This window comes from Teichococcus aestuarii (genome assembly GCF_042651065.1).
Classification (GTDB): Bacteria; Pseudomonadota; Alphaproteobacteria; order Acetobacterales; family Acetobacteraceae; genus Pseudoroseomonas; species Pseudoroseomonas aestuarii.
Genome location: NZ_JBHSCH010000008.1, coordinates 68,608 through 91,325, shown reverse-complemented (window position 1 = coordinate 91,325; position 22,718 = coordinate 68,608). Strand labels below are relative to the sequence as shown.

The following is a 22,718-nucleotide window of genomic DNA, read 5'->3' as shown; positions in this document are numbered from 1 at the left end:
GAGACCGCCGAGATCGGCGGTGACCGGCAGGTCGATATCGCCCAGCAGCGCCTCGACCGGGTCGAGCCCGACCGCGACCTCGAGCGGCGTGCCACCGGGCAGGGTGGCGTCGAGCGCCAGATCGGTGTCGCCTGAGGCGCTAGTGTCGGATGGGCCAGTAGCGGCGGGTGTACCGTCTTGTGTATCTTCGGCGGGCTGCGTTGCTCCTGCTGCCGCGTCAGGCACCGGCTGCGACCCAGTGTTTTCGGAATTGGTCAGGAGAGGGTCTGCCGGCCGCTCGTCTTCTGCCGCTTCGAGGGATGCTCTACCCGGCAGGACCGGCGCGGCAGCGCCTTCGGTAGCACGTAGGATGTCAGCAGGCGGCGAATTAGCGCCTGCCGCAGTGGCGGCCACGCTTTCGGCCTCGGGCGGCGGTATGCTCTCTTCGCGGCCTGAAAAGGGGTCTTTGTTGCCGGTCGAGCGTTGGTCCGGCACCACCTGCGTCGCCGGGTCAGCCGTGATGTTTTGCGTGTCAGGCGCAAAGCCTGCGCCCGCAGCGTCCCCGGAGGCAATATTGGCAAATGCTTGCGTATTGTCGTCTGCGCGGTTTGCAGACGATGTCTCGGCAATGCCGTCACGCTCGGTAATCTCTGCAAGCGCGGCCCCTTTTACATCAACTCCTTTGACGGCGCTCGAACCATCGAAGAGGTCCACAGCTTCATAGAGCTTTGTTTCAAGAATCTGGGAAGGCTGGGGATTCGTGATTGGCGGCATTTCTAAGATCCTCCCAAGACATCATTTTATGATCCAACATTTAACTTTTTACTAAATTCAGACGTTAATATTAGATTTCAGATTCTGAAGAGAGGATTGCTGAGAGGCTGACTGCAACCTTGACTGGGATGACTGGGAGCCAAGTGAAAAACGTAATGGAGTCGGAATAGAAAAAGATCTCGGCAGAGGCGATGGTGCGCTCGAAATCCTTGCCCAGTTCGGCTCAGGACTTATCAACGAGCCTCTCGCGCTTCGAGGCTGCTGTGCTTCCATGGTTGCCGGAGGTGGCGGGCCTGTCGTGGCTCACGCAGGCGCAGATCCAGCGGGGCCGCACCCTGCTTCCCGCTCTTGCACGGAGTGCCACGCGTGGATGACCCGCAGATCGTCAGCGGCATCATCCACGTCATCCGCAATGGCCTTCGCCGGCGCGATGCGCCTGCCGAGGACGGCCCGCACAAGACGCCGTGCAACCGCCGCCTCGTCCGCTGGAGGCGCGGGGGTGTCTTCAACCGTGTCTTCGGCGGGCTGGCCGGCCGCGAAGGGTAGCCGCATCCGCTGATGATCGACACCACTCACCTCAAGGCGCGCCGCACAGCCGCCAGCCTGCTCAAAAGCGGGCTGTTCCCATCCTGTCGGACGGCCTGAGTTCCAAGCCGCGTGCCGTCACTGACGGCCAAGGCCGCCCGCTCATCATGCTGCTCTCCGAAGGGCCGGATGAGCGACCACACGGGTGCCGCGCTGATGCTGAATGCCCTGCCGTCCGCCGGCGCCCTGATCGGCGACACAGGCTATGACAGCGATGGCTTCCGCCAGGCCCCGGGCAGTCGCGGCATCGAGCCTCGCATTCCATTGCGCCGCGGCCGCAAGCAGCGCATCGCGCAGGACAGGACGCTCCACCGCATCGAGACCATGCTCAGCAAGTCAAGGACTGGCGCCGCATCGCCACGCTCCATGACCGCTGCGCTCACACCTTCCGCTACCTGCCTCGCCGCCGCCATCCTCCCTTGGATTGATGAGTCTCCTTCCTCCGCCCTGCAACCCTGCAGCGCCTCTGCCGTTCAGGCTCCGGGCGCCCACGCTGCCGCATTGGGTGGCGCTAGGGCCTGAGCGATGGCAACGGATGCGTCTGGTCGCGCCTCCATCCGCTCTGAAGTCCCCTGCCGCGGGCTGGCGCCGTCCGCCTGCGGATTTGTCCCTGGGCAGCTCCCTCGGCCGAGATTCGGATGACGCCTCGGCGCGTCGTCCCCCCTTTCCCCCGGCGAATACGTGTCGCCGCGCGCAAGGAGGACCTCATGTCGAAAACGACAACCGCTCCACCTTGGTGGCAAGGCGCGGTCATCTATCAGATCTATCCCCGCAGCTTTGGTGACACCACCGGCAACGGCATCGGTGACCTGAACGGCATCCGGCAGCATCTTGACCACCTCGCAGCACTTGGCGTCGATGCCATCTGGATCTCGCCTTTCGTCAAGTCACCGATGCGGGACTTTGGCTACGACGTGTCAGACTACCACTCGGTCGACCCGCTGTTCGGCACGCTGGACGATTTCGAGGCATTGCTGGCGGAAGCGCATGAGCGCGGCTTGAAGGTGCTGATGGATCAGGTGCTCAGCCATACCTCCAGCGAGCATCCATGGTTCCTGGAAAGCCGCGCCAGCCACGACAACCCACGCGCCGACTGGTATGTCTGGGCCGACCCGAAGCCAGACGGCTCGCCGCCCAACAATTGGCTTTCGGTGTTCGGCGGCTCCTCCTGGCAGTGGGAACCGCGGCGGGGCCAGTACTACCTGCACAACTTCCTGCGTGAACAGCCGGACCTCAACTACCACAACCCTGCGGTGCAGGAGGCGGTCCTCGGGGTTTGCCGCTACTGGCTGGAGATGGGGGTGGATGGCTTCCGCCTGGACGTCTGCGCCTTCTACTTCCATGACGCCCGGCTGCGCGACAACCCGGCCAACCCGGAGTGCCCGGTCGGCCGGCATTTCCTGTTCAACCCCTATTCCCTGCAGCGGCACGCACACGACATCGCACAGCCGGAAAACCTGGGCTTCCTGGAGAAGCTGCGCAAGCTGACCGGTGCCTATCCGGAGCGCGTGCTGCTGGGCGAGTTGCACGAGAATGAGGGCGTGCGCCTGCACCAGGAATACACCGCGCCGCACCGCCTGCAACTTGCCTATGGCTATTGGCTGCTTGGCGCAGACACGCTGGATGCCTCGACGATCCGCCGCACCGCGACCGATCTGGGCCATGAGATGGAATGCGGCTGGCCCTGCTGGGCGCTCGACAACCACGACTTCATCCGCTCACCGACACGGCTTGGCCCAGAGGCGGCCTCGGGCGAGCTCTCCCTGACCATCCTGGCGGCACTCGCATGCCTGCGCGGCGCGCTCTGCCTCTACCAGGGCAGCGAGCTGGGGCTACCTCAGGCAGAGATCCCGTATGAGCGGCTGATCGACCCGTACGGCATCGAGTTCTACCCTGCTTTTGAGGGGCGGGACGGCGCCCGCACACCAATGCCGTGGGATGCCAAGCAATCGCATTGCGGCTTCAGCGCCGCCGAACCCTGGCTGCCCATCCCCCCCGCCCATGTGGAGCGCGCGGCGGCGCAGCAGGCGGCGCTGCCGGGCTCCATCCTCAACAGAACGCGCCGCTTCCTGACCTGGCGGCGAGATCAGGCACCGCTGCGTGCGGGCGGCCTTCGCTTCATCGAGGTTCCGGACGGCATGCTCGCCTTCGAGCGCTGGCTGGGCGAGCACCGCATCCTCTGCGCCTTCAACCTGACCGCCGCGCCGCTGGAGGCAGAGCTGCCCGAGCCACTGCTCGGCATGCCGCTGGAAGGGCATGGCTTCGGCGGTGTCCGCGCCGCTGGCCGGCTCAGCCTGCCGCCCTATGGCGCCTATTTCGGAGGTCAGGCATGACGATGTCCACGACCCGGGAAACGGTGCTTGCCGAGTTTGCCAAGGCGCCGAAGCTGGAACCGCCGGTACGCGCCGAATGGTGGCGCGGCGCTGCCATCTACGAGGCCTATGTGCGCAGCTTCCGCGACACGAATGGAGATGGTGTCGGGGATCTGCGGGGCGTGCTGGAAAAGCTCGACCACATCGCCGGGCTGGGAGTGGACGCGCTGTGGCTTTCGCCCTTTTACCCGTCGCCGCAGAAGGATTTTGGATACGATGCGGTGGACTACCGCAACGTTGACCCCTCGGCCGGCACACTGGACGACTTCCTGGCTTTGCTGAAGGCGGCGCATGCGCGCGGCCTGAAGCTACTGATGGACTTCATTCCTGCCCACACTTCGGACGAACATCCCTGGTTCCAGGAAAGCCGCAGCTCGCGCGAGAATGCCCGTGCCGAGTGGTATGTCTGGGCCGATGCGGCGCCGGATGGCGGGCCACCGAACAACTGGCTCTCCTCCTTCGGCGGCGGCGCCTGGCAGTGGGAGCCGCGGCGCTCGCAGTACTACTATCATCCCTTCCTCGCCTGTCAGCCGGCGCTCAACCTGCGCAAGCCCGAGGCGCTGGAGGCGGTGATCCAGGACATGCGGTTCTGGTTCGACCTCGGCGTGGATGGCTTCCGGCTGGACGCGGTGCAGTGCCTGGCCTGCGATCCGGACTTGCGCAGCAACCCGCCAAGCCCGCGCAGCGGTTCACCCATCCTGCTCGGCGGTGGGCCGAACAACCCCTTCGGCCGCCAGATTCATCTCTTCGACCGTGATGTACCGGAGGCGCTGCCCATCATCCATGCGCTGCGCGCGGCGGTGGAATCCTACGACCCGCCGCGTGTGCTGATTGGCGAGCTGGCGGATGTGGATTCCTCACGCGCTGCCGAGAAGTACACAGCCGATGGCCAGGGATTCCACACCGTCTATGATTTCGACCTGATCAACACGCCGGCCGATGTGGCGAGCCTCGCCAGCCTGCTGCGACTGCGCGACGAGTATCTGCGCAGTGGCTGGCTCTACAACGTCTTCACCAACCACGACTCGCTGCGCGCCGTTTCCAACCTTGCCGCCTTTGCCTCGGACAAAGGCCAAACGGCGGCGGCAGCACGCATGCTGCTGTTCCTGCAGTTCACGTTGAAGGGTGGCGGTGCGTTGTTCCAGGGCGAGGAGCTGGGCCTGCCGCACCCCAAGCTGCCGCGCGAACAACTGCAGGACCCCTGGGGCTTGGCGCTGTGGCCAGATTTCCAGGGCCGCGACGGTGGCCGGACCCCGATGCCGTGGGAGGCCGAAGCGTCGCATGCCGGCTTCACCAGCGGCAACAGCCCGTGGCTGCCGGTGCCCGAGATCCATCGTCCGCTGGCGGTGGACCGGCAGGAGCAGGACCCTGATTCCACGCTGAACTTCCTGCGCCGCTTCCTCGCCTGGCGGCGCGGCCAGCCTATCCTGAAATGGGGCGGCGAGCATGTGCACGAGGCGCACACCGCGCCCTTGTTGGTTTACGACCGCTTCGACCAGAACACGGTGTTGCGCTGCATGATCAACTTCAGCATGGATGAGCGGCTCCTACCGCTGGAGGAAGGCTGGCGGTGTCTGCGGGCGCCTGGCTGTGTCACCCGTCTGGCCAGGCACGGGCTGCCCCTGCCGCCGCTAGGGTTCGCCATCTTGCGGGCATGACACCGCCTTCTGCTCCGGCTGAGCGTTGCTGACTGAGATCTGCGGGTCATGATGTTGTGCCCGCTTCAGGCCGATGATTCCTGCTTGGCGCAATCAGGTTTCTGCTCGGAGAGGCCGTTGGGTGCGGCTCCGCTGGCTTCTTCGCCGTGTGCTGCGGGGTCAGCGAGCTTAACGGCCTGTTGGAGCCTCGCCCTCATCGCCGCCGGCGGCGGCCTGCTGGGCGCTTCTTCACTGCCTTGGACTGCGTCTTCATCGGGGCGGCGAGAAGGGGCTCCGCTGCGGGGATGCCATCCGTGCCAGCATAACGCTGCAGCGTCGCGCCGGCGGCAAGATGCGGATAGGCTTGAGCACCGCTGGGCCATGTTCTCGCAAAGGCGGCAACCTCGGCATGATCGTGCCTGCGGATGGCCTGGACGAGAAAGGACGCAGCCTGCGCCGGCCTCAGGCGCTGCTGCTGCAGCAGGTTGAGATGCCATTCGCGAGCGCGCAGGGGACACCAGTCGACCAAGGATTCCTGCAAGGCGCGTCGCACCTCCAGCGGCAGCTCTTCATACGCCCGGTAGGGGTCACCCTTGAGCTTGCTGTAGGGCTTGGCCGCCATGCTGTTGTCCATGGGCCGCGTTCTACCGAAAGGCAGGTCCCTCGGAAACTGCGGTGCCATCCGCTGGGTGCTGGGCACGTATGCCGCCGCATTGGATGCGGCAGGGGTTCCGCCCGCTTGGCGGGTCGCCCCTAGAACTGTCCCCCGCCGCCCCGGCGCCTCTGCCTGGAAGCGGTCGTCACCAGCCCAGTGGCCCGGCAGCCAGGCGCGTCAGGCAATCGGCAGGCCGCATCGCAGTAGAGCCAGGAGAGGACGCTGGCCGGCGAAGCGGATGCCGCGCGCGGCAAGAGGGAAGCCCGCCTGACGCCATTCTCTTCCGGCCTACCGGCTCTCGCCCGAAAAGCCGGCGGTGAGTTCGGCCAGGCGCTGGAGCGCCGCCGGCGGCAGCGGGCCTTTCAGCACGACCTCGAGTGCGGCCTCGAACTCCTCCACACTGGCCATGCCGACCAGGACCGTTCCCACCGCGGGATGGCCAATCGCAAAGCGAATGGCAGCTTCTGGCAAGGAGGCCGCGAAGCCCTCGGCCACCAGCGGCAGCAGCCGGGACGCCTGGCCCAGATCGTCCTCATAGGTTTGTCCCGAACCCATCGGCTCCGGCGGGGGGCTGGCGACAGGATGGCGCTGCGCGGAGCCGCTCAGGGCGCCTCCGGCCAGGACACGGATGCCAACCGCACCCATGCGCTTCTCCTGCATACGGTTAAGCAGCTGCCGGTAATCCTGCGCCGGGTGGCCCGTGGGGAGGGCGGTGCCGGCCGAAGGGTTCAGCATGTTGTAGATGACCTGGGCCCCGCCGAAGAAACCGGCGTCAACCACCTGGTGCAAGGCCTCGGTCTCCCCGACCGCCGTCCAGCCGGGCAGCCGCAGCTTGCCAGCCGCCTGGAGCGACTGGAAGGCTGGCACCACCTCTTCCAGCACCTGGCGCAGGCTGAGTTTCTCGCCGCCGCCGTGCAGGGTGATCTCGTTATGGAGATAGAAGATGTCGGCCTGGTCCCGCTGCAGGCGCCGTAAGCTGCCCTCGAGGGATGCTGCCACGGCGGCGGCGATGTTCCCGAACTCGTCCGATCGCAGCCGGACCTTGGTGCCGATCAGGGCATTGCCAGCCTTGAGCCGCCGCAGGGCATTACCCAGGTTCTGTTCCGAGGCGCCGTTGCCGTACTGTACGGCGGTGTCGAAGTAGTTGATGCCAGCCTCAAGCGCACGGGCGATGGCGCGTTCCTGGTCCGCGACGGCACCGCGCACCATCAGGCCTCCAACCCCGCCGCAGCCAAAGCCGAGCAAGGATGTGGACAGGCCATCCGGCCCAAATCTGCGTGTCTCGACGGACATGGCTTCCTCCTGTGCACCATCTTGCTTGGGCCGGCCATGAGAGCGCCGGGGCATGGCGAAGCGTCCAACAGGACGCTTCCAGCCGCAAGCTCATCTCCGGGTCAGATCAAGAGATTGCCGGTCAGATCGCGGCGGCCGCAGTGAGTGTGGCAACCGCCGCCCCCCCTCAATTCATTGATGGCGCCCTGCGCTGCGCGGAATCTGCTTTATGGCTTCGAGGAGGGCTTTTTCTGTGCAGGCGGCTCGCCAGTCCAGTCATCCGTGATCTGGGCCTGAGCCTCGGAGACCCTGTTCAGGTCTTCTGGCGAGGGAGGCTTCTGGATGTAGCCTTCGCTCGCCTGCTCAGCCGTGTGGTGCGCCTTGGGTCCTTCGGGAGCGTGGTCGGCCATTTCATCCTCCTATCGCCTCTGCCTCCCTAGAACGCCGGAACACTGAGGCTGTTCCAGGAGCCGTCGGATTTAGGATCATCGCTTCCGACATTGTCTGCCGATGCTTGACGCTGGCCAAAGTCCACCTGGCTGTTCTCGAGCTTCAGCCGTGAGGACGTGGACAGCGTCCCAGAGGTGCTTCGAGGGCGGCCGACCTATACCGGCCTCTCTGGCAGCCTCACATGGCGGAACGCTCAGGCGCCCAATTCCTGCTCAAGGGCCAAGCTGGCAAGGCGTGCGGTCGCAAGAAGGCGATCCGCGCCATGACCTTCCCGCGCCATGGTGGAAAGGCCGACCATGAGCGTGACGACATAATCGGTCAGGCGCTCCGCAGCCTCCGGATGGGTCGCGGCGATGAACTGGCGAATGGTGTCCGCGGCGGTGGTGCTCAGGGTGCGGGCGGCATTGCGTGCCTCGGGGTCCTTGCAGCGGGCGCCTTCGATGACGAGGCAGCCGGCAGCGGCCGGGTCCGCGCCGTAGCGGCGGGCGCAGCTCTCCAGCACCGCCGAAAGGGCCTCCGCCAGGGGTCGCCCGGGACGCAGGATCTCGGCCAGGGGGATGCCCTCGGTACCGGTGTAGCGACAAAGGGTGCGGGCGTAGAGGGCGGCCTTGCTGCCGAAGGCGGCGTAGAAGCTGGGCGGATTGATGCCGAGCGCTTCGGTGATGTCGGCAACGCTGACGGCGTCGTAGCCCTGGGTGTGGAAGAGGCGCTGGGCGATGGCAACGGCCTGCTCCGGGTCGAAGCGGCGCGGACGGCCCCGGGGGCGCGATATATTTGTAGTCACCCTTACAGAATCTCCTTGACCAAACATCCTCCCTGAGAATTATGTAGTCATAACTACATTTAATCTCAAGGAGATCCGCGTGGGCGGTTTCAAAGGAAAGTCCGTTCTGGTGCTCGGTGGTAGCCGGGGTATCGGGGCGGCGATCGTGCAGCGATTTGCAGCGGATGGCGCCACGGTGACCTTTACCTATGCCGGGTCGCGTGAGGCGGCGGAACGGCTGGCAGCCGAGACGGGCAGCACGGCGGTGGTGACGGACAGCGCCGACCGGGACGCGGTGATCGCGCGGGTGCGGGACAGCGGGCCGCTGGACGTGCTGGTGGTGAATGCGGGTGTGGGCGCCTTCGGCGACCCCCTGGAGCAGGATCCGGACGCGGTGGACCGGCTGATCCGCATCAACGTGGCCGCGCCCTACCATGCGGCGGTCGAGGCGGCACGGCGGATGCCGGAAGGCGGGCGGATCATCGTGATCGGCTCCGTGAACGGCGACCGGATTCCCTTTCCGGGCCTCAGCGCCTACGCCATGAGCAAGTCGGCGCTGCAAGGCATGGCGCGGGGGCTGGCACGTGACTTCGGGCCGAGGGGGATCACGGTCAATGTCGTGCAGCCCGGGCCCATCGACACCGACATGAACCCGGCGGACGGGCCGATGAAGGACATCCAGCACGCCGTCATGGCCATCAAGCGCCATGGGCGGCCCGAGGACGTGGCAGGGATGGTGGCCTAGCTGGCAGGGCCGGAGGCGGGCTTCGTGACGGGTGCGATGCACACGATCGATGGCGGCTTCGGCGCCTGAGACGGCGGAACCCGGGGCGGCCGAGCTTCGCCGTCCCGGCCATCTTCCGCCCGGGCAGCCCGCGCCGAGGCCGCCTGGGCATGTCCGCTTCCCATCCGGCCCGGTTCGTTCATGGACCGGGGCGCGGGTCTCCTTGCAAGGAGCCGGTTGGCCACTTGGATGCCCGGGAGGGGCGCCTCGCCGCCATCGCGGCGAAAGCAGGCCGGCAGCCTGACGAGCACGCTGCGCGCGGATCAACGAAAAAACGATTTCCAGACCATCCAGGCCTGGCGCGCCTGACCGACGTCTCGAGCGCCTCACGGCCCGGCCAATGACCGGCCAGCCGCCTTGCGGCCCCAGTCATAGGCGCGCAGGTGATCCAGAAAGGCCCGCATCGCCGCGCCGGTATGCCGCCGGTTGGGGTAGTAGAGAAACCAGCAGGGCAATTCCGGGCCCCAATCCCGCAGCACCTCGACGAGATCGCCGCGCTCCAGGCATTCGCCCACATAATCCTCGAAGACATGCGCGATGCCCTGGCCGGCAAGGGCCGCCTGCATTTCCTGGTGCGCCGAGCCGAGCGTCAGGCGCCCCTGGGGCGTGAGGTCGATGGCCTCGCCATCCTTCGCGAAGCGCCAGGTGGCAAGGCTCCCGCCGGGAAAGCGGCGGCGTATGCAATCATGCCGGACAAGGTCGTGCGGCGTGGCGGGCGTGCCCCGGCGCGCGAGATAGCCGGGCGAGGCGACGATGGCGTAGCGGAGCGGCGGGCCGAGCGGCACAGCAATCATGTCCTTCTCGACCTGCCTGCCGAAGCGCACCCCCGCGTCGAAACCGCCGGCGACGATATCGACGATCGCCGCGTCGCTGACGATCTCGACCCTGACTTCGGGATAGGCCTGCATGAAGCCGAAGGCCAGCGGGCACAGGATGTGGTCGGCGGCCGGCCCGGGGGCGTTGATGCGCACCGTGCCGGAGGGGTTCTCCCGCAACTGATCAAGATCGGCGACCGCCTGCCTGATCTCGCCCAGGGCCGGCGCGAGGCGCTCCAGCAAGCGTTCCCCGGCCTCGGTCGGAAAGACGCTCCGCGTTGTCCTGTTCAGCAGGCGGATGCCGAGCGCCTTCTCGAGCGAGGCGACGGTCTGGCTGAGGGCCGATGACGACACCCCCCGCTCGGCCGCCGCCGCGCGGAAGCCGCCGCACCGGACGACCGCCGCGAAGGCGTCCAGGCTGTCCAGGCGACAGGGCTGCATTGCGAAGTCCTGCTTATCGGGCCGCGCAGTTTTGCACCGGTTTTCCAGACAGTCCAGGCGGCGCATCTGAGGCCGGACAGCCCGCCGCGATGGCCGCGGAGACATGGATCGCCGGACCCTCCCCAGGCTCCGCCCGTGTCCCGCCCTGGCGGGCGGCGTGACGGGAAGGAGGTCTGGGATGCACAACGTCATCGGCTTGCCGCGCAGGGCGGCGCTCGCGCTTGGCACGGCGGCCTTGCTGGCGGGAGGCGCACGGAGCCGCCCCGTCGCCGCGCAGGGCACCGTGCTGCCGCCGGCCGGCAATGCCGGCCACTACCGCTTCCAGGTCGGCGGCATCGCCGCGACCGTGCTGAGCGACGGGCTGATCGGCGGCCCGCCCCGGATCTACGCCATCGACGCGCCGGATGACGAGTTGCAGGAGGCCCTGCGGCGCGCCTTCCTGCCGGCCGATCATCTGACGCTGAACCTGAACACCCTGCTGATCGAGACAGGCGGCCGGCGCATCCTGCTGGAGGCGGGCGCCGGGCAGACCATGGGGCCGAATGGCGGCCGGCTCTTCGCCAACCTGGCGGCCATCGGGCTGTCGCCCGAGGATATCGACGCGGTGGTGGTCTCGCACACCCATCCCGATCATGTCGGCAACCTCCGCACGGCGGAGGGCGGCAGGGCGTTCCCGCGCGCCACGGTCTTCGCGCCGCGGGCCGACTGGGCGTTCTTCGTCCGGGGCGAGCCGGACCTGTCCTACATGCCCGTGCCGGAGGATTTCCGCCGCCGCTTCGCCGCCGCCATCAAGCGCAGCGTCGAGCCCGTGGCGCGGGAGGTGGAGCTCTACGAGGGCGGGGCCGAGATCCTGCCCGGCCTCGCCACCATCGCGGCTCCCGGCCACACGCCCGGCATGGCGGCCTTCCTGGTCCATTCGGGGCGCGACCAGCTCCTGCTGACGGCGGACCTCGCCTACCACCCGGTGGTGAATGTGGACCGCCCCTGGCGGCCCGGCCCGGACCGTGACCCCGCCGCCGCCCTGGCCGCCCGGCGCAGCCTGTTCGACCGGGCGGCCGCCGACCGCATTCCCGTGCTCGGCTTCCACTTTCCCTTCCCCGGCATCGGCCGGCTGCTGAGGACGGACACGGGCTATGCCTGGGTCCCGGCCAGCTGGCGGTTCTGACGGACGGCGCAGGAGAGACGCTCCCATGACCCATGACGCCTCCCGCGCCGGCCGGCGCGGCTTCCTCGGGGCCACGGCCTTCGGCGCGGCCCTGGCCGGCGCGCCCCGCGCCCACGCCCAGGCCAGGGATGGCGCGTCACCCATGGCCGCCGCCGCGGACCCGGTGATCACGCGCCGGATCGGCCGGACCGGCCAGACCGTGACGGCGCTCGGCCTCGGCACCTTCCTGACCTACGACCTGATGCCGGGCGACCGGCGGGACGGGCTGCGCGAGGTGCTCCGGCGCTACGTCGCCGGCGGTGGCCGCCTGATCGACACCTCGCCGCTCTACGGCTCGGCCGAGGTGAACGCCGGTGCCTTCCTCGCCGGCCTGCCCGAGGCGGCGGAGGTCTTCGTCGCCAACAAGATCTGGTCGACCGGCGCATTCCTCGGCGATGAGAGCCATGCGCTGGCGAGCCTGGAGCAGTCCCGCCTCCGCCTCTGGCGCGCCACGATCGACCTGATGCAGTGCCACAGCCTCGTCAACGCGCCGGTCATCCTCCCCCTGCTGCAGGCCTGGAAGCGCGAGGGGCTGATCCGCCATGTCGGCGTCACCCACCACGAGACCGCGGCCCAGGAGGAGCTGGCGCGGATCGTCGAGGGGGGCGGGGTGGATGTCGTGCAGACGAACTACTCGATCTTCTCCCGTGGCGCGGAGAGCCGGCTGCTGCCGGCCGCGGCCGAGCGCGGCGTCGGGGTGCTGGTGAACCTGCCGCTGGAGAAGGCCCGGCTGATGCGGGTCGTGGAAGGCCACCCCCTGCCGGCCTTCGCGCGGGAATTCGGCGCGACGAGCTGGGCGCAGTTCTTCCTCAAATGGGCGATGGGCCATCCGGCCGTGACCTGCGTGCTCTGCGGCACCGCCGATCCGGAGCACGCCGCCGACAATGCGCAGGCGCTGCGGGGGCTGCTGCCGGACCAGGCGATGCGCCGCCGCATGGTCGCCCATATGGAGACGATCCCCGGCTTCGGCGATGTCGGCCGGATGCCGTGGTATCCGGGCAAGGAGGGGATGTACCAGGGGCTCATCCGGGCCTCCCAGGCCCGCGCCAGGGCCCGGCTGCTGCCGTGAGGCGAGCCCCGGCGCGCCGCCGGGCTCAGCCGCGGGGCGGTGCCGGCGGATGACCGGGCTGCACCCGCATCCCGTCCAGGAAGACATCGACCAGCCGCATCACCTGCGCCTGCCAGCCCGGCCCCTCGTGCAGGTAGCAGAGGCCGATCACCGTCCGCAGCAGATCCTCCGCGCCGATGTCGCGCCGGATCTCCCCGGCCTCGGCCGCCGGGCGCAGCAGCGTCCCGATCGCCTCGTAGAGTCGGGCGGAGGTGTAGGCCATCAGCTCGGGCGGCTTGTGCGCGGCGAGGGCCAGCGCCGCGGCCATGCCCTTCTTGGTGCCGACGAACTCCACCAGCGCCTCGATCCAGCGGCGCAGCCCCGCCAGGGGCGGCAATTCGGCCGAGAGCTGGCGTGCCAACTCCGCCAGCTGCTCCACCTCGCGCCGGTAGAGCGCCTCGTACAGCGCCTCCCGGGTGGGGAAGTGGCGGTAGAGCGTGCCGATGCCGACGCCGGCCTGCCGCGCCACGCCCTCCAGCCCTGCTTCCGTGCCGCCCCGGCTGAACACCGCCTTCGCCGCCTCCAGCACGCGCTCGCGGTTGCGGATCGCATCGGCGCGTGGCTTGCGCGGCCGGTTGGGCTGGTCGGTCATGGTCGGCTCCGATCTCCTCTTCAATAAACGGAGTATGCCTCCGTTTAGTCTTGCAGGCGGAGGCGTACTCCGCTTATGCCACTCCGGCAGCCGACCGGACAGGCCCGCCGGCCCGCCCGGAAGCGCCCCCCCATCGGAGGCTCCGCATGAGCTACACGATCACGCTCACCATCAACCGCGTGCCCCGCACCCTCGAGCTGGACGATCCTCGAATCACCCTGCTGGACCTGCTGCGCGAGCGGCTGGACCTTCCCGGCACCAAGAAGGGCTGCGACCGCGGCCAGTGCGGCGCCTGCACCATCCTGCTGGACGGCCGCCGCGTGAATGCCTGCCTGGCGCTGGCCCTCAGCCATGACGGCGCCGAGATCCTGACCATCGAGGGGCTGGCGAAGGGCGAGGCGCTGCACCCGATGCAGCAGGCCTTCATCGCCCATGACGCCTTCCAGTGCGGCTTCTGCACGCCGGGGCAGATCATGAGCGCCATCGGCCTCGTCGGCGAGGGCCAGGCCGGCGACGACCCCGAGCGGGTGCGGGAGGGCATGAGCGGCAATCTCTGCCGCTGCGGCGCCTATCGCGGCATCACCGAGGCGGTGGTGGAGGCGGCGCGGGCCATGGCGGCGGAAGGGCAGGGGAGGGGGGCATGAACCGCTTCGAATATGTGCGGCCGCGCAGCGTGGCCGAGGCCGTCGCCGCCGGCGCGGTTCCGGGCAGCGCCTACCTCGCCGCCGGCACCAACCTGCTCGACCTGATGAAGATCGGCGTCGCGCGGCCGGGCCGGCTGGTCGACCTGAACCACCTGCCGGGCCTTGATGGCATCGAGCACCAGGCGGATGGCGCGGTGCGGATCGGTGCACAGGTGCGCAACGCCGACCTGGCGCATGATCCCGGCTTCCGCCGGCGCTTTCCGGCCGTGGCGGAGGCCCTGCTCTCGGGCGCCTCGGCACAGCTGCGCAACGCGGCGACGGTCGGCGGCAACCTGTTGCAGCGCACCCGTTGCGCCTGGTTCCAGGACACGGCCAGCGCCTGCAACCGGCGCGATCCCGGCAGCGGCTGCGATGCGCGCGGCGGCGAGAACCGGCTGCACGCCGTGCTGGGCTGGAGCGAGCACTGCATCGCCACCCACCCCTCCGATTTCTGCGTGCCGCTGACTGCGCTCGACGCGGTGGTGGAGGTCGAGGGGCCGACGGGCCGGCGCGAGATCGCGCTGTGCGACTTCCACCTTCTGCCCGGCACCACGCCGGAGCGGGAGAGCGTGCTGGCGCCGGGCGAGCTGGTGGTCGCGCTCCGGCTGCCCGCCGAGGCGGCCGGCTTCGCCGCGCATGCCCGCTACGCCAAGCTGCGCGAGCGCACCTCCTACGCCTTCGCCGTGGTCTCGGCCGCCGCGGCCCTGCGGATCGTCGATGGCCGCATCGTCGCGGCGCGGCTGGCGCTCGGCGGCGTCGCGGCGAAGCCGTGGCGGGCGGAGGAAGCGGAGGCGGCCCTGGCCGGCGCCGCGCCGGAGGCCGCGGTCTTCCGCCGCGCGGCGGAAGCCGCCCTGGCGGCGGCGCGGCCCTCGGGCGACTTCAGGTTCAAGATCGAGCTGGCGCGGCGCATCGCCGTCCGCGCCCTCACCCTGGCCGCCGCCGGCACCCCGGAGCGGCTGCCGGCGCTGCCGGCTTCTCCCTTCGCCCCCCTTTCCGGAGGTCGCCATGTCTGAGACACGCCAGATGCGGCATGGCTCCAGCATCGGCCAGCCCGTCACCCGCCGCGACGGCCTGCTGAAGGTCACCGGCCAGGCCCGCTTCGCCGCCGACAACCACCCCGCCGGCCTGCTCCACGCCGTGCTGGCGGTCAGCCGCATCGCGCGCGGCCGGGTGGCGGCGCTCGACCTCCCGGCGGCGCGGGCGCATCCCGGCGTGGTGGAGGTGATGGTCACGGCCAACCGTCCGGCGCTGGCGCTGCACCCGGACGACAAATCCGTGCCCTTCTCCTTCAAGCTGGACCTGCTGCAGGACGACCGCGTGCGCTATGCCGGCCAGCCCATCGCCGTGGTGATCGCGGCGACGCTGGAAGCCGCGACCGAGGCGGCCGCGCTGCTCGCCCCGCGCTACGAGGCCGGGCCTGTGGAGGTCACGCTGGACGCCCCGGGCGGCTATGTGCCGGAGAGCGTCGGCGTGGGCGACCCCGGCGAGATGCGGCACGGCGATGTCGAGGCCGGGTTGCGGGCGGCGGCGCGGCGGATCGAGGCCACCTATGAGACGCCGCTGCAGTTCCACAACGCGATGGAGCCGCATGGCGTCGTCGCCGCCTGGGAGGGCGATGCGCTGTCGCTCGACATGCCGACGCAGGGCCTGGCGCTGACGCGGATGCGCCTGGCCGCGCTGCTCGGCATCCGGGCGGAAGACATCCACATCCGCAGCCCCTTCATCGGCGGCGGCTTCGGGTCGAAGCTGCTGTCCGGGCCGCAGGTGCTGGGCATCCTGGCGGCGCGGCTCGTCGGGCGCCCGGTGAAGCTGGTGCTGACGCGCGCGCAGATGTACGGCCCCGTCACCCACCGTTCGCCGACCCGTCAGACGCTGCGCCTCGGCGCCGCGCGGGATGGCGCGCTGACCGCCATCCACCACCATGTGCGCACCGCGACCAGCCGCCACGACGATTTCCTGGAGCCTTCCGCCGGCGTCAGCCACACGCTCTACGCCGCGCCGGCGATCGCGACGACCAACGAGGCGGTGCGGCTGGACACCGGCACGCCCGGCTTCATGCGCGCGCCCGGCGAGGCGAGCGGCAGCATCGCGCTGGAAAGCGCCATCGACGAGATGGCCCATGCCTGCGGCATGGACCCGCTGGAGTTCCGCCTGCGGAACTATGCCGAGGTGGAGCCGGTCTCCGGCAAGCCCTTCTCCTCCAAGGCGCTGCGCGAATGCTACGCGGAGGGCGCGGCGCGCTTCGGCTGGGCGGGCCGCCCGCTGGCGCCGCGGCAGATGCGCGACGAGGACGGGCTGCTGGTCGGCTGGGGCGTCGGCACGGCAACCTTCCCGGCGATCATGTTCCAGGCCGAGGCGCGGGCCGTGCTGCGGCGGGACGGCACGGGGCTGGTGGAATCCGGCACGCACGACATGGGCCAGGGCGCCTGGACCGCCTTTGCGCAGATCGGCGCCGACAGCCTGGGCCTCGATCTCGACCGGCTGGAGTTCCGCGCCGGGCACTCCGACCTGCCGAATGCCGGCATCGCCGGCGGCTCCGGCCACACCGCGACGGCCGGCGGCGCGATCCATGCGGCGGGCGCGCAGGCCATCGCGCGGCTGACGGAGATCGCCGTGGCGGACCCGCGCTCGCCGCTCTTCGGCGCCGGCAATGTCGGCGTCGTCGCGCGCGGCGGCCGGCTGCTGCGGCGGGACGACGAGAGCCGCGGCGAGGCCTATGCCGACATCCTCGCCCGCGCCGGTCTCGACAGCGTCGAGGGGCGCGGCAGCGCCGCGGCGGACCCGGCCGCGGCGGAGCGCTATGCGATGCACGCGCATGGCGCGGTGTTCGCCGAGGTGAAGGTGGACCCCGAGCTCGGGCAGGTGCGCGCCACGCGCCTCGTCGGCGCCTTCGCGGCCGGCCGCATCATCAACCCCCGGCTGGTGCGCAGCCAGTATTACGGCGGCATGATCTGGGGCCTGTCCTTCGCCCTGCATGAGCGCGCCGCGATGGACCCGCGAACGGGGCGGGTGATGAATGCCGATCTGGCCGAGTACCACGTGCCGGTGAATGCCGACGTCCCATCCGTCGAGGCGATCCTGGTGGAGGAGCAGGACCCGCATGTGAACGCATTGGGCATCAAGGGCGTCGGCGAGATCGGCATCACCGGCACCGCCGGCGCGATCGCCAATGCTATCTGGCACGCGACGGGCACCCGCATCCGGCGGTTCCCTGTCGCCATTGAGGAGCTCGGCCACTAGCGCCGCAGGGTCGCGGGCCTTCAGGCCCGCGCACTGTATTTCAGGCGCCGCGCGCAGCCTGCCGCACGAGGCTCGGCAACAGCCTGGGCTGGCTGAACTCCACCCCCGTCAGCCTGCGGGAGACCTCCCAGAGGCGGATCATCGCGCGGACGTCGAGCGACGCCTCGGGGGGCTTGGCGGCCACCGGATGGCCCCGCGTCTCGCCCAGCCGGCCCGGGCCGTAATAGCCGCCACTCCTGGCCTCGGCGGCCGTCGCCGCGAACAGGGCCGGCAGCGCGCCCTGGGCGGGTGGCTGGAACAGGAACCACAGCAGGGACCGCGCGAGGCCCTGCAGGCTGTACCGGCCCGGCGCATTGTGCAGGAGGTCGGTCCGCGAGATCCCGGGATGCGCGGCGAGGCTCGTCACGCCCCACCCTGCGGCGTTGCTGCGGCGCTGCAGCTCGAAGGCGAACAGCAGGCAGGCGAGCTTGGACTGGCTGTAGGCGCGCATGGGCCGGTAGTCGCGCTCGGCCTGCAGGTCGTCGAAGTCGATCGCGCCACGCCGCGCGGCAATGCTCGAGAGCGTCACCACGCGCGGCGCCGCGCTCCGCCTGAGCAGCGGCAGCAGATGCGCGGTCAGCGCGAAATGGCCGAGATGGTTGGTGCCGAACTGCAGCTCGAAGCCGTCCGCCGTGGTCTGGCGGCGCGGCGGCGTCATCACCCCGGCATTGTTGACGAGGATGTCGATCGCCGCATGGGCGGCGTTGAAGCGCTCGCCGCAGGCGGCGATCGAGGCGAGGTCGGCGAGATCCACCTCCTCGAAGGCCGGGGCGGCATCCGGCACCGCCTGCCTGATCCGCGCGACGGCCTCGGCGCCCCGCGCCGGGTTGCGCCCGGCGATGATCACCCGGATCCCGGCCCGCGCGAGCGCCAGAGCGGTCTCGAAGCCAAGGCCGCCGGTTCCCGTCACCACGGCGGTGCGGCCGCGCTGCGAGGGGATGTCCTTGTTCGTCCAGTGCGTGGTCATGGTTGGTCCTGGCTGGCGTGTCGGGTGCTGTGGTCCGGCGGGCGGTGCCTTGCCATGGCCCTAGGCGGCATGGCCTGGCAGGAGGCTGCGGGTGCGCCGGGTGCCGATCGTCTCGGTGACGGCGAGCGGCAGCGCGCGCAGCCGCCGGCCCGTGGCGGCGTGGATGGCGTTGGCGATGGCGGCCGCGACGGGAACGACGCCGGGCTCCCCCGCGCCGCCGGGCGGCAGGCCGCTCGGCAGGATCTCGACGGTCACGCCCGGGGCGTTGGCGAGACGCTGCAGGGGGAAGTCGTGGAAGTTCGACTCCACCACCGCGCCGGCATCGAGGGTGAGGGCGCTCATCATCGCCGTCGTAGCGCCGAACAGGATGCCGCCTTCCATCTGCGCGGCCACGGCATCGGGGTTGACCACCGTGCCGACATCGGCGGCGCAGAAGACATGGTCGAGCCGGACCTCGCCATCCGCCGCCACGGTGACCTCGGCCACCTGCGCCACCACGCTCTCATAGGCGGCCTCGAGCGCGATGCCGCGCCCGCGCCCGGGCGCCATCGGCCGGCCCCATCCGGCCATCGCCGCGACGCGGTCCAGCACGGCGCGGTGACGGGGGCTCGCGCGCAGCAGGGCGCGCCGGTAGGTCAGCGGGTCCTGGCCCGCCGCCAGGGCGCATTCGTCGATGAAGGATTCAGTGAAGAAGGTGTTGAAGGAATAGCCGTTGGAGCGCCAGACGCCGACCGGCAGGTGGCTCGGCACATGGCGGCTGCGGACGCGCCGGGCGGGAAAGGCGTAGTAGGCCTTCTCCAGCCCTTCCACGGTGAAGCGGTCGCCCACCGGGCTGCCGCCCTGGCCGAATGGCAGGGTGCGGCTGGCCGCGGATTGCTGCACCGCCTGCGCGGCGACCAGCGCGTCATAGGCGGCGGGCAAGCCGTCAGGCCCGAGGGCGGCGCGCAGCCGGGCGGCGGCGTGGCTGCGGAACACGCCGCGGCCGATATCCTCCTCGCGCGACCACATCAGCTTGACCGGGCGCCCGCGGTGCCGCGCCGCCAGGAAGGCGGCCTGCGCCACCACGTCCAGCTCGCCGCGCCGGCCGAAGGCGCCGCCAGTCATGGTGACGTGGCAGGCGACCGAGGCCGGCTCGACGCCAGCCCAGCCGGCGCCGCGGTTGACGCCCCAGCGCATGGTGAGCGGCGATTGCGAGGAGCACCAGGCCTCGGCCGTGCCGTCCTCGCGGATCAGCACGGTCGCGTTCATCGGCTCCATGCAGGCATGGGCGACGAAGGGCACGGTGTAGCTGGCCTCGACCAGTGGCGCCGCGCCGGGGCCGAACGCCGCCTCCACCGCGCCCTCCCGCAGATGCTCATGCGCCCCCTCATCGCCGAGCGCGGCCTGCAGGGCGGCGGCCAGCGTCGCGCTGCTGGCGCGGTCCGCCGCCGTCTCCGTCCAGGCGATGTCGAGCTGCGCGGCGGCCGTCTCGGCCGCCCACCAGGAGGTGGCGACCACCGCGACGCCGCGCCCGTCGATCACGGCCAGGTCGAGGATGCCGGGCCGGGCGCGCACCGCCGCCGCGTTGCGCAGGCGCGCGACGGCCGCGCCGAACACCGGCGCCTGGCGGATTGCCGCGTGCAGCAGGCCGGGCAGCACCACATCGGCGCCGAACACCGGCTCGCCGCGCACCTTGGCCGGCAGGTCGAGGCGGGGCTGCGACCGGCCGATCAGCCGCCAGGCGGAGGCCGGGCGCAGGGCCGGGTCCGGCGGCGGAGTGAATGCCGTGGCATCGCGCGCGAGGGCGCCATAGGCGATGCTGCGGCCCGTGGCGGGGTGGCAGACGAAGCCCTCGGCCGTCGTCAGCGCGCCGGCCGGCACGCCGAGCCGTGCGGCGGCGGCCGCGACCAGCATGTGGCGGGCGGCGGCGCCGGCGCGGCGCATCGTCACCCACAGCCCCATCGTCGAGGTGGAGCCGGCCGTGTTCATCAGCGGCAGCGCGCTGAGCGCGCGGCTCGCCGCCCACATCAGGGGGCCGCGCATCGCCTCGGGGCGGGTGCGGAGCGGCGCGCCGGCATTGGCGTAGACCGGCAGCTGCTCGACCGGGTGCTCGACGCGGATGCGGCCATCGAAGGGGATGTCCAGCTCCTCCGCCACCAGCATGGCGAGGCCGGTGTGGATGCCCTGGCCCATCTCGGTCCGGGGCGCCTGGATCACCACGCGGCCATCCTCCTGGAGGGCGACGAAGGCGTTGAGCACGGCGCGGTCGCCGTCGATATGAGGGTCCGGGCCGTCCATGTCGACGAAGGCAAGGTAGCCGGTGCCGGCGGCGGCGGCGGCCAGGACGGTGCCGCCGAGCGCGGCGCCCCCCAGCAGGGCGGCGCGGCGGGAGAGGAGGCGGGCCATGGCGCGCCCCTCAGCCCTGGCCAGGCGCCGCGGCGGCGCGGTGGATGGCGCGGTGGATGGCGCGGCGGATGCGCGGATAGGTGCCGCAGCGGCAGACATTGTCGATGAAGGCGTCGATCTCGGCATCGGTCGGCCGGGGCGTGCGCGCCAGCAGCGCCGTGGCGGCGATGAGGAAGCCCGGCTGGCAGAAGCCGCATTGCGGCACCTGCTCGTCGATCCAGGCTTGCTGCAGCGCGGAGAGGTCGCCCTCCGGCCCGCCCAGGCCCTCCACCGTCACCACGGCGGCGCCGGCGGCTTCGGCGAGCGGGGTGACGCAGGAGGGCACCGACTGGCCGTCGAGCAGGACGCGGCAGGCGCCGCACTGGGCGACGCCGCAGCCGTATTTCGGGCCGAGCAGGCCCAGCTCCTCGCGCAGCACCCAAAGCAGGGGCTTGTCCGGGGCGGCGTCCACCCGCACGGGGCGGCCATTGACGATGAGGGAGATCATGCTGTCCTCCGGATTCCGTTGTGCTGGCCGCGTGCCGCCGCTCATCCGCGCGGCGCCGCAGGGAGGCCCATGGCGGGCCTGTCCTGCGCCGGTGGGCGGGGCTGGCGCTGGCGGATGCGGTAGACCGAGGCGGGCGGGACATTGGCCAGCGTCCCGCCGAGGCGGATGGCCTTCAGCCCCAGCCGGTCCAGCAGGATGCGCGGGATGGGGCAGGCGGGCCCGTAGGTGAACTGATAGAAGGCGCCGGCCGGATGCATCTTGCCGAAGGCGCCCTCCAGGATGGCGATCACCTTGCGCGGGCTCATGGAGAGCACGGGCAGCCCGCTGACGACGGCGCCGGCGGGGCGGCCGCCGAACAGCTCCACGCCCTGCAGGCGCCGGGCGTCCATCCAGAGGGTGTGGGCCCTGGGATAGCGGCGGCGCAGCGTCACCGCGAATTCTGAGCCGAACTCGACCAGCGCCAGATCCTCCTCGCGCACGCCGCGTGCCAGCAGGGCGCGGGTGAAGGCGCCGGTGCCGGGGCCCAGCTCGATCACCGGGCCGGTCCCGGCGGTGATCTCGGAGGTGATGACCTGCGCCAGCGCCTGCCCCGAGGGCATGACCGCCGCCACGCGCAATGGATCGAGGAGCCAGGCCCGGAAGAAGCTGTAGGTCTCGCTCACGGCGGCGAAGCTCATGGGATGCGGTCCTCGAGGGGAAGCAGGGCAGGGTGCGGCGGGCGGCGGCGCCGGAGGCGCCAGGCGAGCAGGAGGGCGGCGCCCTCCGCCACCAGCAGGATCAGCAGGAGCTGGAGCGCGAGGAGGGAGGCGTTGGCCCCGGCGGAGCGCTGCGCGGCCAGGTAGCCGAGGCCGACGAAGAAGGCGCTCCAGACGATGACGCCCGCCGTGGTGGCCAGGAGGAAGGCGCGAAACCCGTGGCCAAGCAGGCCGGCGATCAGCGGCGCCAGCAGCCGGATGGTTGGCACGAGCTGCGCGGCGAAGGCGATCGCGCCTTGTTGGCGGCGGTAGCCCTGCACCCAGCGGTCCAGCCGTGCGGCGGGCAGGCCGGCCAGACGGGCGCCCCGGTGCAGCAGGGCGAGCGCGCGGGCCTCCCCCAGCGCGGCCGCGAGGCCGTAGGATGCGAGGCATCCGGCCACGCCGCCGGAGGCCACGGCGGAGAGGGCGAGCGGCACCGGCCACAGGCCATCTCCGGCGCCGATGCCGACCGCCACCAGCAGGCCGTAGGAGGGCATGATGGGGACGAGCCGCTCCGACGCGGCGGCGGCGAACAGGCCGGCGAAGCCGAGCGGGGCCGCCCATGCGACGAGGCTGCCGAGCGGATCCATGGTCAGCGGCCACCGGTGCCGGCGGCCGGCAGCGGGGCGGCGAGCGCCGCGCCGCCCGCCTCGCCGGCCGGGCTCCGCGTCTTGCCGGCCTGACGGTGGATCCTGGCGATGTGGCCGTCGCGCCAGCCGGGCCAGATCGGGGGCAGGGGAACCGCCCTGCCG

18 protein-coding genes and 2 pseudogenes are annotated in these 22,718 nt (G+C 70.9%); 9 read left to right on the top strand and 11 right to left on the bottom strand.

All coding sequences use genetic code 11. The features are described 5' to 3' along the window. The coding region (locus ACFOY6_RS06155; RefSeq protein ID WP_379649547.1) for a hypothetical protein at window positions 1-753 on the bottom strand (753 nt) is incomplete at its 3' end. Between the two features lie 284 nt (window positions 754-1,037). Here ACFOY6_RS06155 and ACFOY6_RS06150 point away from each other — a divergent pair. The 3 genes and pseudogenes from ACFOY6_RS06150 to ACFOY6_RS06140 all read left to right on the top strand — a co-directional run. After that, window positions 1,038-1,770 (top strand): annotated as a pseudogene (locus tag ACFOY6_RS06150) (IS5 family transposase); the annotation flags it as partial. 275 nt (window positions 1,771-2,045) lie between these two features. Continuing rightward, window positions 2,046-3,671, top strand: a complete 1,626-nt coding sequence (locus ACFOY6_RS06145) for an alpha-glucosidase family protein (RefSeq protein WP_379649545.1) — start codon at window positions 2,046-2,048, stop codon at window positions 3,669-3,671. Continuing rightward, window positions 3,668-5,368, top strand: coding sequence for an alpha-amylase family glycosyl hydrolase (locus tag ACFOY6_RS06140; protein ID WP_379649543.1), 1,701 nt, complete (start codon window positions 3,668-3,670; stop codon window positions 5,366-5,368). Before ACFOY6_RS06145 ends, ACFOY6_RS06140 begins: the two co-directional genes overlap by 4 nt. Window positions 5,369-5,561: 193 nt before the next feature. Here ACFOY6_RS06140 and ACFOY6_RS06135 read toward each other — a convergent pair whose 3' ends face one another. The 3 genes from ACFOY6_RS06135 to ACFOY6_RS06125 form a co-directional block, all read right to left on the bottom strand. After that, window positions 5,562-5,981, bottom strand: a complete 420-nt coding sequence (locus tag ACFOY6_RS06135; protein WP_379636356.1) for a hypothetical protein — start codon at window positions 5,979-5,981, stop codon at window positions 5,562-5,564. Window positions 5,982-6,290: 309 nt separating this feature from the next. Beyond that, window positions 6,291-7,295 (bottom strand): aldo/keto reductase, encoded by a 1,005-nt coding sequence (locus ACFOY6_RS06130; protein WP_379649541.1) that lies wholly within the window; start codon window positions 7,293-7,295, stop codon window positions 6,291-6,293. A gap of 622 nt (window positions 7,296-7,917) precedes the next feature. Further along, a complete protein-coding gene (locus tag ACFOY6_RS06125; RefSeq protein ID WP_379636360.1) occupies window positions 7,918-8,508 on the bottom strand; it encodes a TetR/AcrR family transcriptional regulator in 591 nt (196 codons plus the stop codon). Window positions 8,509-8,587: 79 nt separating this feature from the next. Between ACFOY6_RS06125 and bdcA the strand changes: the two are divergent. Continuing rightward, window positions 8,588-9,301, top strand: a pseudogene (gene bdcA, locus ACFOY6_RS06120) (SDR family oxidoreductase). 296 nt (window positions 9,302-9,597) lie between these two features. Here bdcA and ACFOY6_RS06115 read toward each other — a convergent pair. Continuing rightward, a complete protein-coding gene (locus ACFOY6_RS06115; RefSeq protein WP_379649539.1) occupies window positions 9,598-10,593 on the bottom strand; it encodes a LysR family transcriptional regulator in 996 nt (331 codons plus the stop codon). 112 nt (window positions 10,594-10,705) lie between these two features. On the opposite strand from ACFOY6_RS06115, the gene ACFOY6_RS06110 reads away from it, so the two are divergent. Further along, on the top strand, window positions 10,706-11,692 hold the full coding sequence (locus tag ACFOY6_RS06110; protein WP_379636366.1) for an MBL fold metallo-hydrolase: 987 nt from the start codon (window positions 10,706-10,708) through the stop codon (window positions 11,690-11,692). A 25-nt stretch (window positions 11,693-11,717) separates the two neighbouring features. Next, window positions 11,718-12,800: an aldo/keto reductase gene (locus ACFOY6_RS06105; protein WP_379649537.1), complete on the top strand. Its 1,083-nt coding sequence runs from the start codon at window positions 11,718-11,720 to the stop codon at window positions 12,798-12,800. A gap of 25 nt (window positions 12,801-12,825) precedes the next feature. On the opposite strand, the gene ACFOY6_RS06100 is transcribed toward ACFOY6_RS06105, so the two are convergent. Beyond that, the gene (locus tag ACFOY6_RS06100; RefSeq protein ID WP_379636789.1) at window positions 12,826-13,431 is read right to left on the bottom strand and encodes a TetR/AcrR family transcriptional regulator; all 606 of its coding nucleotides are present in this window, start codon (window positions 13,429-13,431) and stop codon (window positions 12,826-12,828) included. Between the two features lie 146 nt (window positions 13,432-13,577). Between ACFOY6_RS06100 and ACFOY6_RS06095 the strand changes: the two genes are divergently transcribed. From ACFOY6_RS06095 to ACFOY6_RS06085, 3 genes are read left to right on the top strand one after another with little or no spacing between them, the layout of a single operon-like run. Continuing rightward, on the top strand, window positions 13,578-14,075 hold the full coding sequence (locus tag ACFOY6_RS06095; RefSeq protein ID WP_379649535.1) for a (2Fe-2S)-binding protein: 498 nt from the start codon (window positions 13,578-13,580) through the stop codon (window positions 14,073-14,075). Further along, complete coding sequence (locus ACFOY6_RS06090) at window positions 14,072-15,127, top strand: FAD binding domain-containing protein (RefSeq protein WP_379649533.1); 1,056 nt, start codon at window positions 14,072-14,074, stop codon at window positions 15,125-15,127. Before ACFOY6_RS06095 ends, ACFOY6_RS06090 begins: the two co-directional genes overlap by 4 nt. Next, the gene (locus tag ACFOY6_RS06085; RefSeq protein ID WP_379649531.1) at window positions 15,120-17,354 is read left to right on the top strand and encodes a xanthine dehydrogenase family protein molybdopterin-binding subunit; all 2,235 of its coding nucleotides are present in this window, start codon (window positions 15,120-15,122) and stop codon (window positions 17,352-17,354) included. The genes ACFOY6_RS06090 and ACFOY6_RS06085 overlap by 8 nt, the downstream gene beginning before the upstream one ends. A gap of 40 nt (window positions 17,355-17,394) precedes the next feature. Here ACFOY6_RS06085 and ACFOY6_RS06080 read toward each other — a convergent pair whose 3' ends face one another. Genes ACFOY6_RS06080 through ACFOY6_RS06060 form a run of 5 tightly spaced genes read right to left on the bottom strand, consistent with a single transcriptional unit; the run spans window position 17,395 to window position 22,556 of the window. Then, a complete protein-coding gene (locus ACFOY6_RS06080) occupies window positions 17,395-18,360 on the bottom strand; it encodes an SDR family oxidoreductase (protein WP_379649529.1) in 966 nt (321 codons plus the stop codon). 60 nt (window positions 18,361-18,420) lie between these two features. Then, window positions 18,421-20,745: a xanthine dehydrogenase family protein molybdopterin-binding subunit gene (locus ACFOY6_RS06075; protein ID WP_379649527.1), complete on the bottom strand. Its 2,325-nt coding sequence runs from the start codon at window positions 20,743-20,745 to the stop codon at window positions 18,421-18,423. Between the two features lie 10 nt (window positions 20,746-20,755). Next, window positions 20,756-21,232, bottom strand: a complete 477-nt coding sequence (locus tag ACFOY6_RS06070; protein WP_379636384.1) for a (2Fe-2S)-binding protein — start codon at window positions 21,230-21,232, stop codon at window positions 20,756-20,758. Window positions 21,233-21,273: 41 nt separating this feature from the next. Next, entirely contained in the window at window positions 21,274-21,909 is a 636-nt protein-coding gene (locus tag ACFOY6_RS06065) for a class I SAM-dependent methyltransferase (protein ID WP_379636385.1), read from the bottom strand. Continuing rightward, window positions 21,906-22,556 (bottom strand): DedA family protein, encoded by a 651-nt coding sequence (locus tag ACFOY6_RS06060; RefSeq protein WP_379649525.1) that lies wholly within the window; start codon window positions 22,554-22,556, stop codon window positions 21,906-21,908. Before ACFOY6_RS06060 ends, ACFOY6_RS06065 begins: the two co-directional genes overlap by 4 nt. Between the last annotated feature and the right edge of the window lie 162 nt (window positions 22,557-22,718).

What these genes read in the sequence shown, in the direction of transcription:
- ACFOY6_RS06145 (WP_379649545.1), top strand. Translation starts at nt 2,046, where the DNA reads ATGTCGAAAACGACAACCGCTCCACCTTGGTGGCAAGGCGCGGTCATC.
- ACFOY6_RS06140 (WP_379649543.1), top strand. Translation starts at nt 3,668, where the DNA reads ATGACGATGTCCACGACCCGGGAAACGGTGCTTGCCGAGTTTGCCAAG.
- ACFOY6_RS06135 (WP_379636356.1), bottom strand. Translation starts at nt 5,981, where the DNA reads ATGGACAACAGCATGGCGGCCAAGCCCTACAGCAAGCTCAAGGGTGAC.
- ACFOY6_RS06130 (WP_379649541.1), bottom strand. Translation starts at nt 7,295, where the DNA reads ATGTCCGTCGAGACACGCAGATTTGGGCCGGATGGCCTGTCCACATCC.
- ACFOY6_RS06115 (WP_379649539.1), bottom strand. Translation starts at nt 10,593, where the DNA reads ATGCGCCGCCTGGACTGTCTGGAAAACCGGTGCAAAACTGCGCGGCCC.
- ACFOY6_RS06110 (WP_379636366.1), top strand. Translation starts at nt 10,706, where the DNA reads ATGCACAACGTCATCGGCTTGCCGCGCAGGGCGGCGCTCGCGCTTGGC.
- ACFOY6_RS06105 (WP_379649537.1), top strand. Translation starts at nt 11,718, where the DNA reads ATGACCCATGACGCCTCCCGCGCCGGCCGGCGCGGCTTCCTCGGGGCC.
- ACFOY6_RS06100 (WP_379636789.1), bottom strand. Translation starts at nt 13,431, where the DNA reads ATGACCGACCAGCCCAACCGGCCGCGCAAGCCACGCGCCGATGCGATC.
- ACFOY6_RS06095 (WP_379649535.1), top strand. Translation starts at nt 13,578, where the DNA reads ATGAGCTACACGATCACGCTCACCATCAACCGCGTGCCCCGCACCCTC.
- ACFOY6_RS06090 (WP_379649533.1), top strand. Translation starts at nt 14,072, where the DNA reads ATGAACCGCTTCGAATATGTGCGGCCGCGCAGCGTGGCCGAGGCCGTC.
- ACFOY6_RS06085 (WP_379649531.1), top strand. Translation starts at nt 15,120, where the DNA reads ATGTCTGAGACACGCCAGATGCGGCATGGCTCCAGCATCGGCCAGCCC.
- ACFOY6_RS06080 (WP_379649529.1), bottom strand. Translation starts at nt 18,360, where the DNA reads ATGACCACGCACTGGACGAACAAGGACATCCCCTCGCAGCGCGGCCGC.
- ACFOY6_RS06075 (WP_379649527.1), bottom strand. Translation starts at nt 20,745, where the DNA reads ATGGCCCGCCTCCTCTCCCGCCGCGCCGCCCTGCTGGGGGGCGCCGCG.
- ACFOY6_RS06070 (WP_379636384.1), bottom strand. Translation starts at nt 21,232, where the DNA reads ATGATCTCCCTCATCGTCAATGGCCGCCCCGTGCGGGTGGACGCCGCC.
- ACFOY6_RS06065 (WP_379636385.1), bottom strand. Translation starts at nt 21,909, where the DNA reads ATGAGCTTCGCCGCCGTGAGCGAGACCTACAGCTTCTTCCGGGCCTGG.
- ACFOY6_RS06060 (WP_379649525.1), bottom strand. Translation starts at nt 22,556, where the DNA reads ATGGATCCGCTCGGCAGCCTCGTCGCATGGGCGGCCCCGCTCGGCTTC.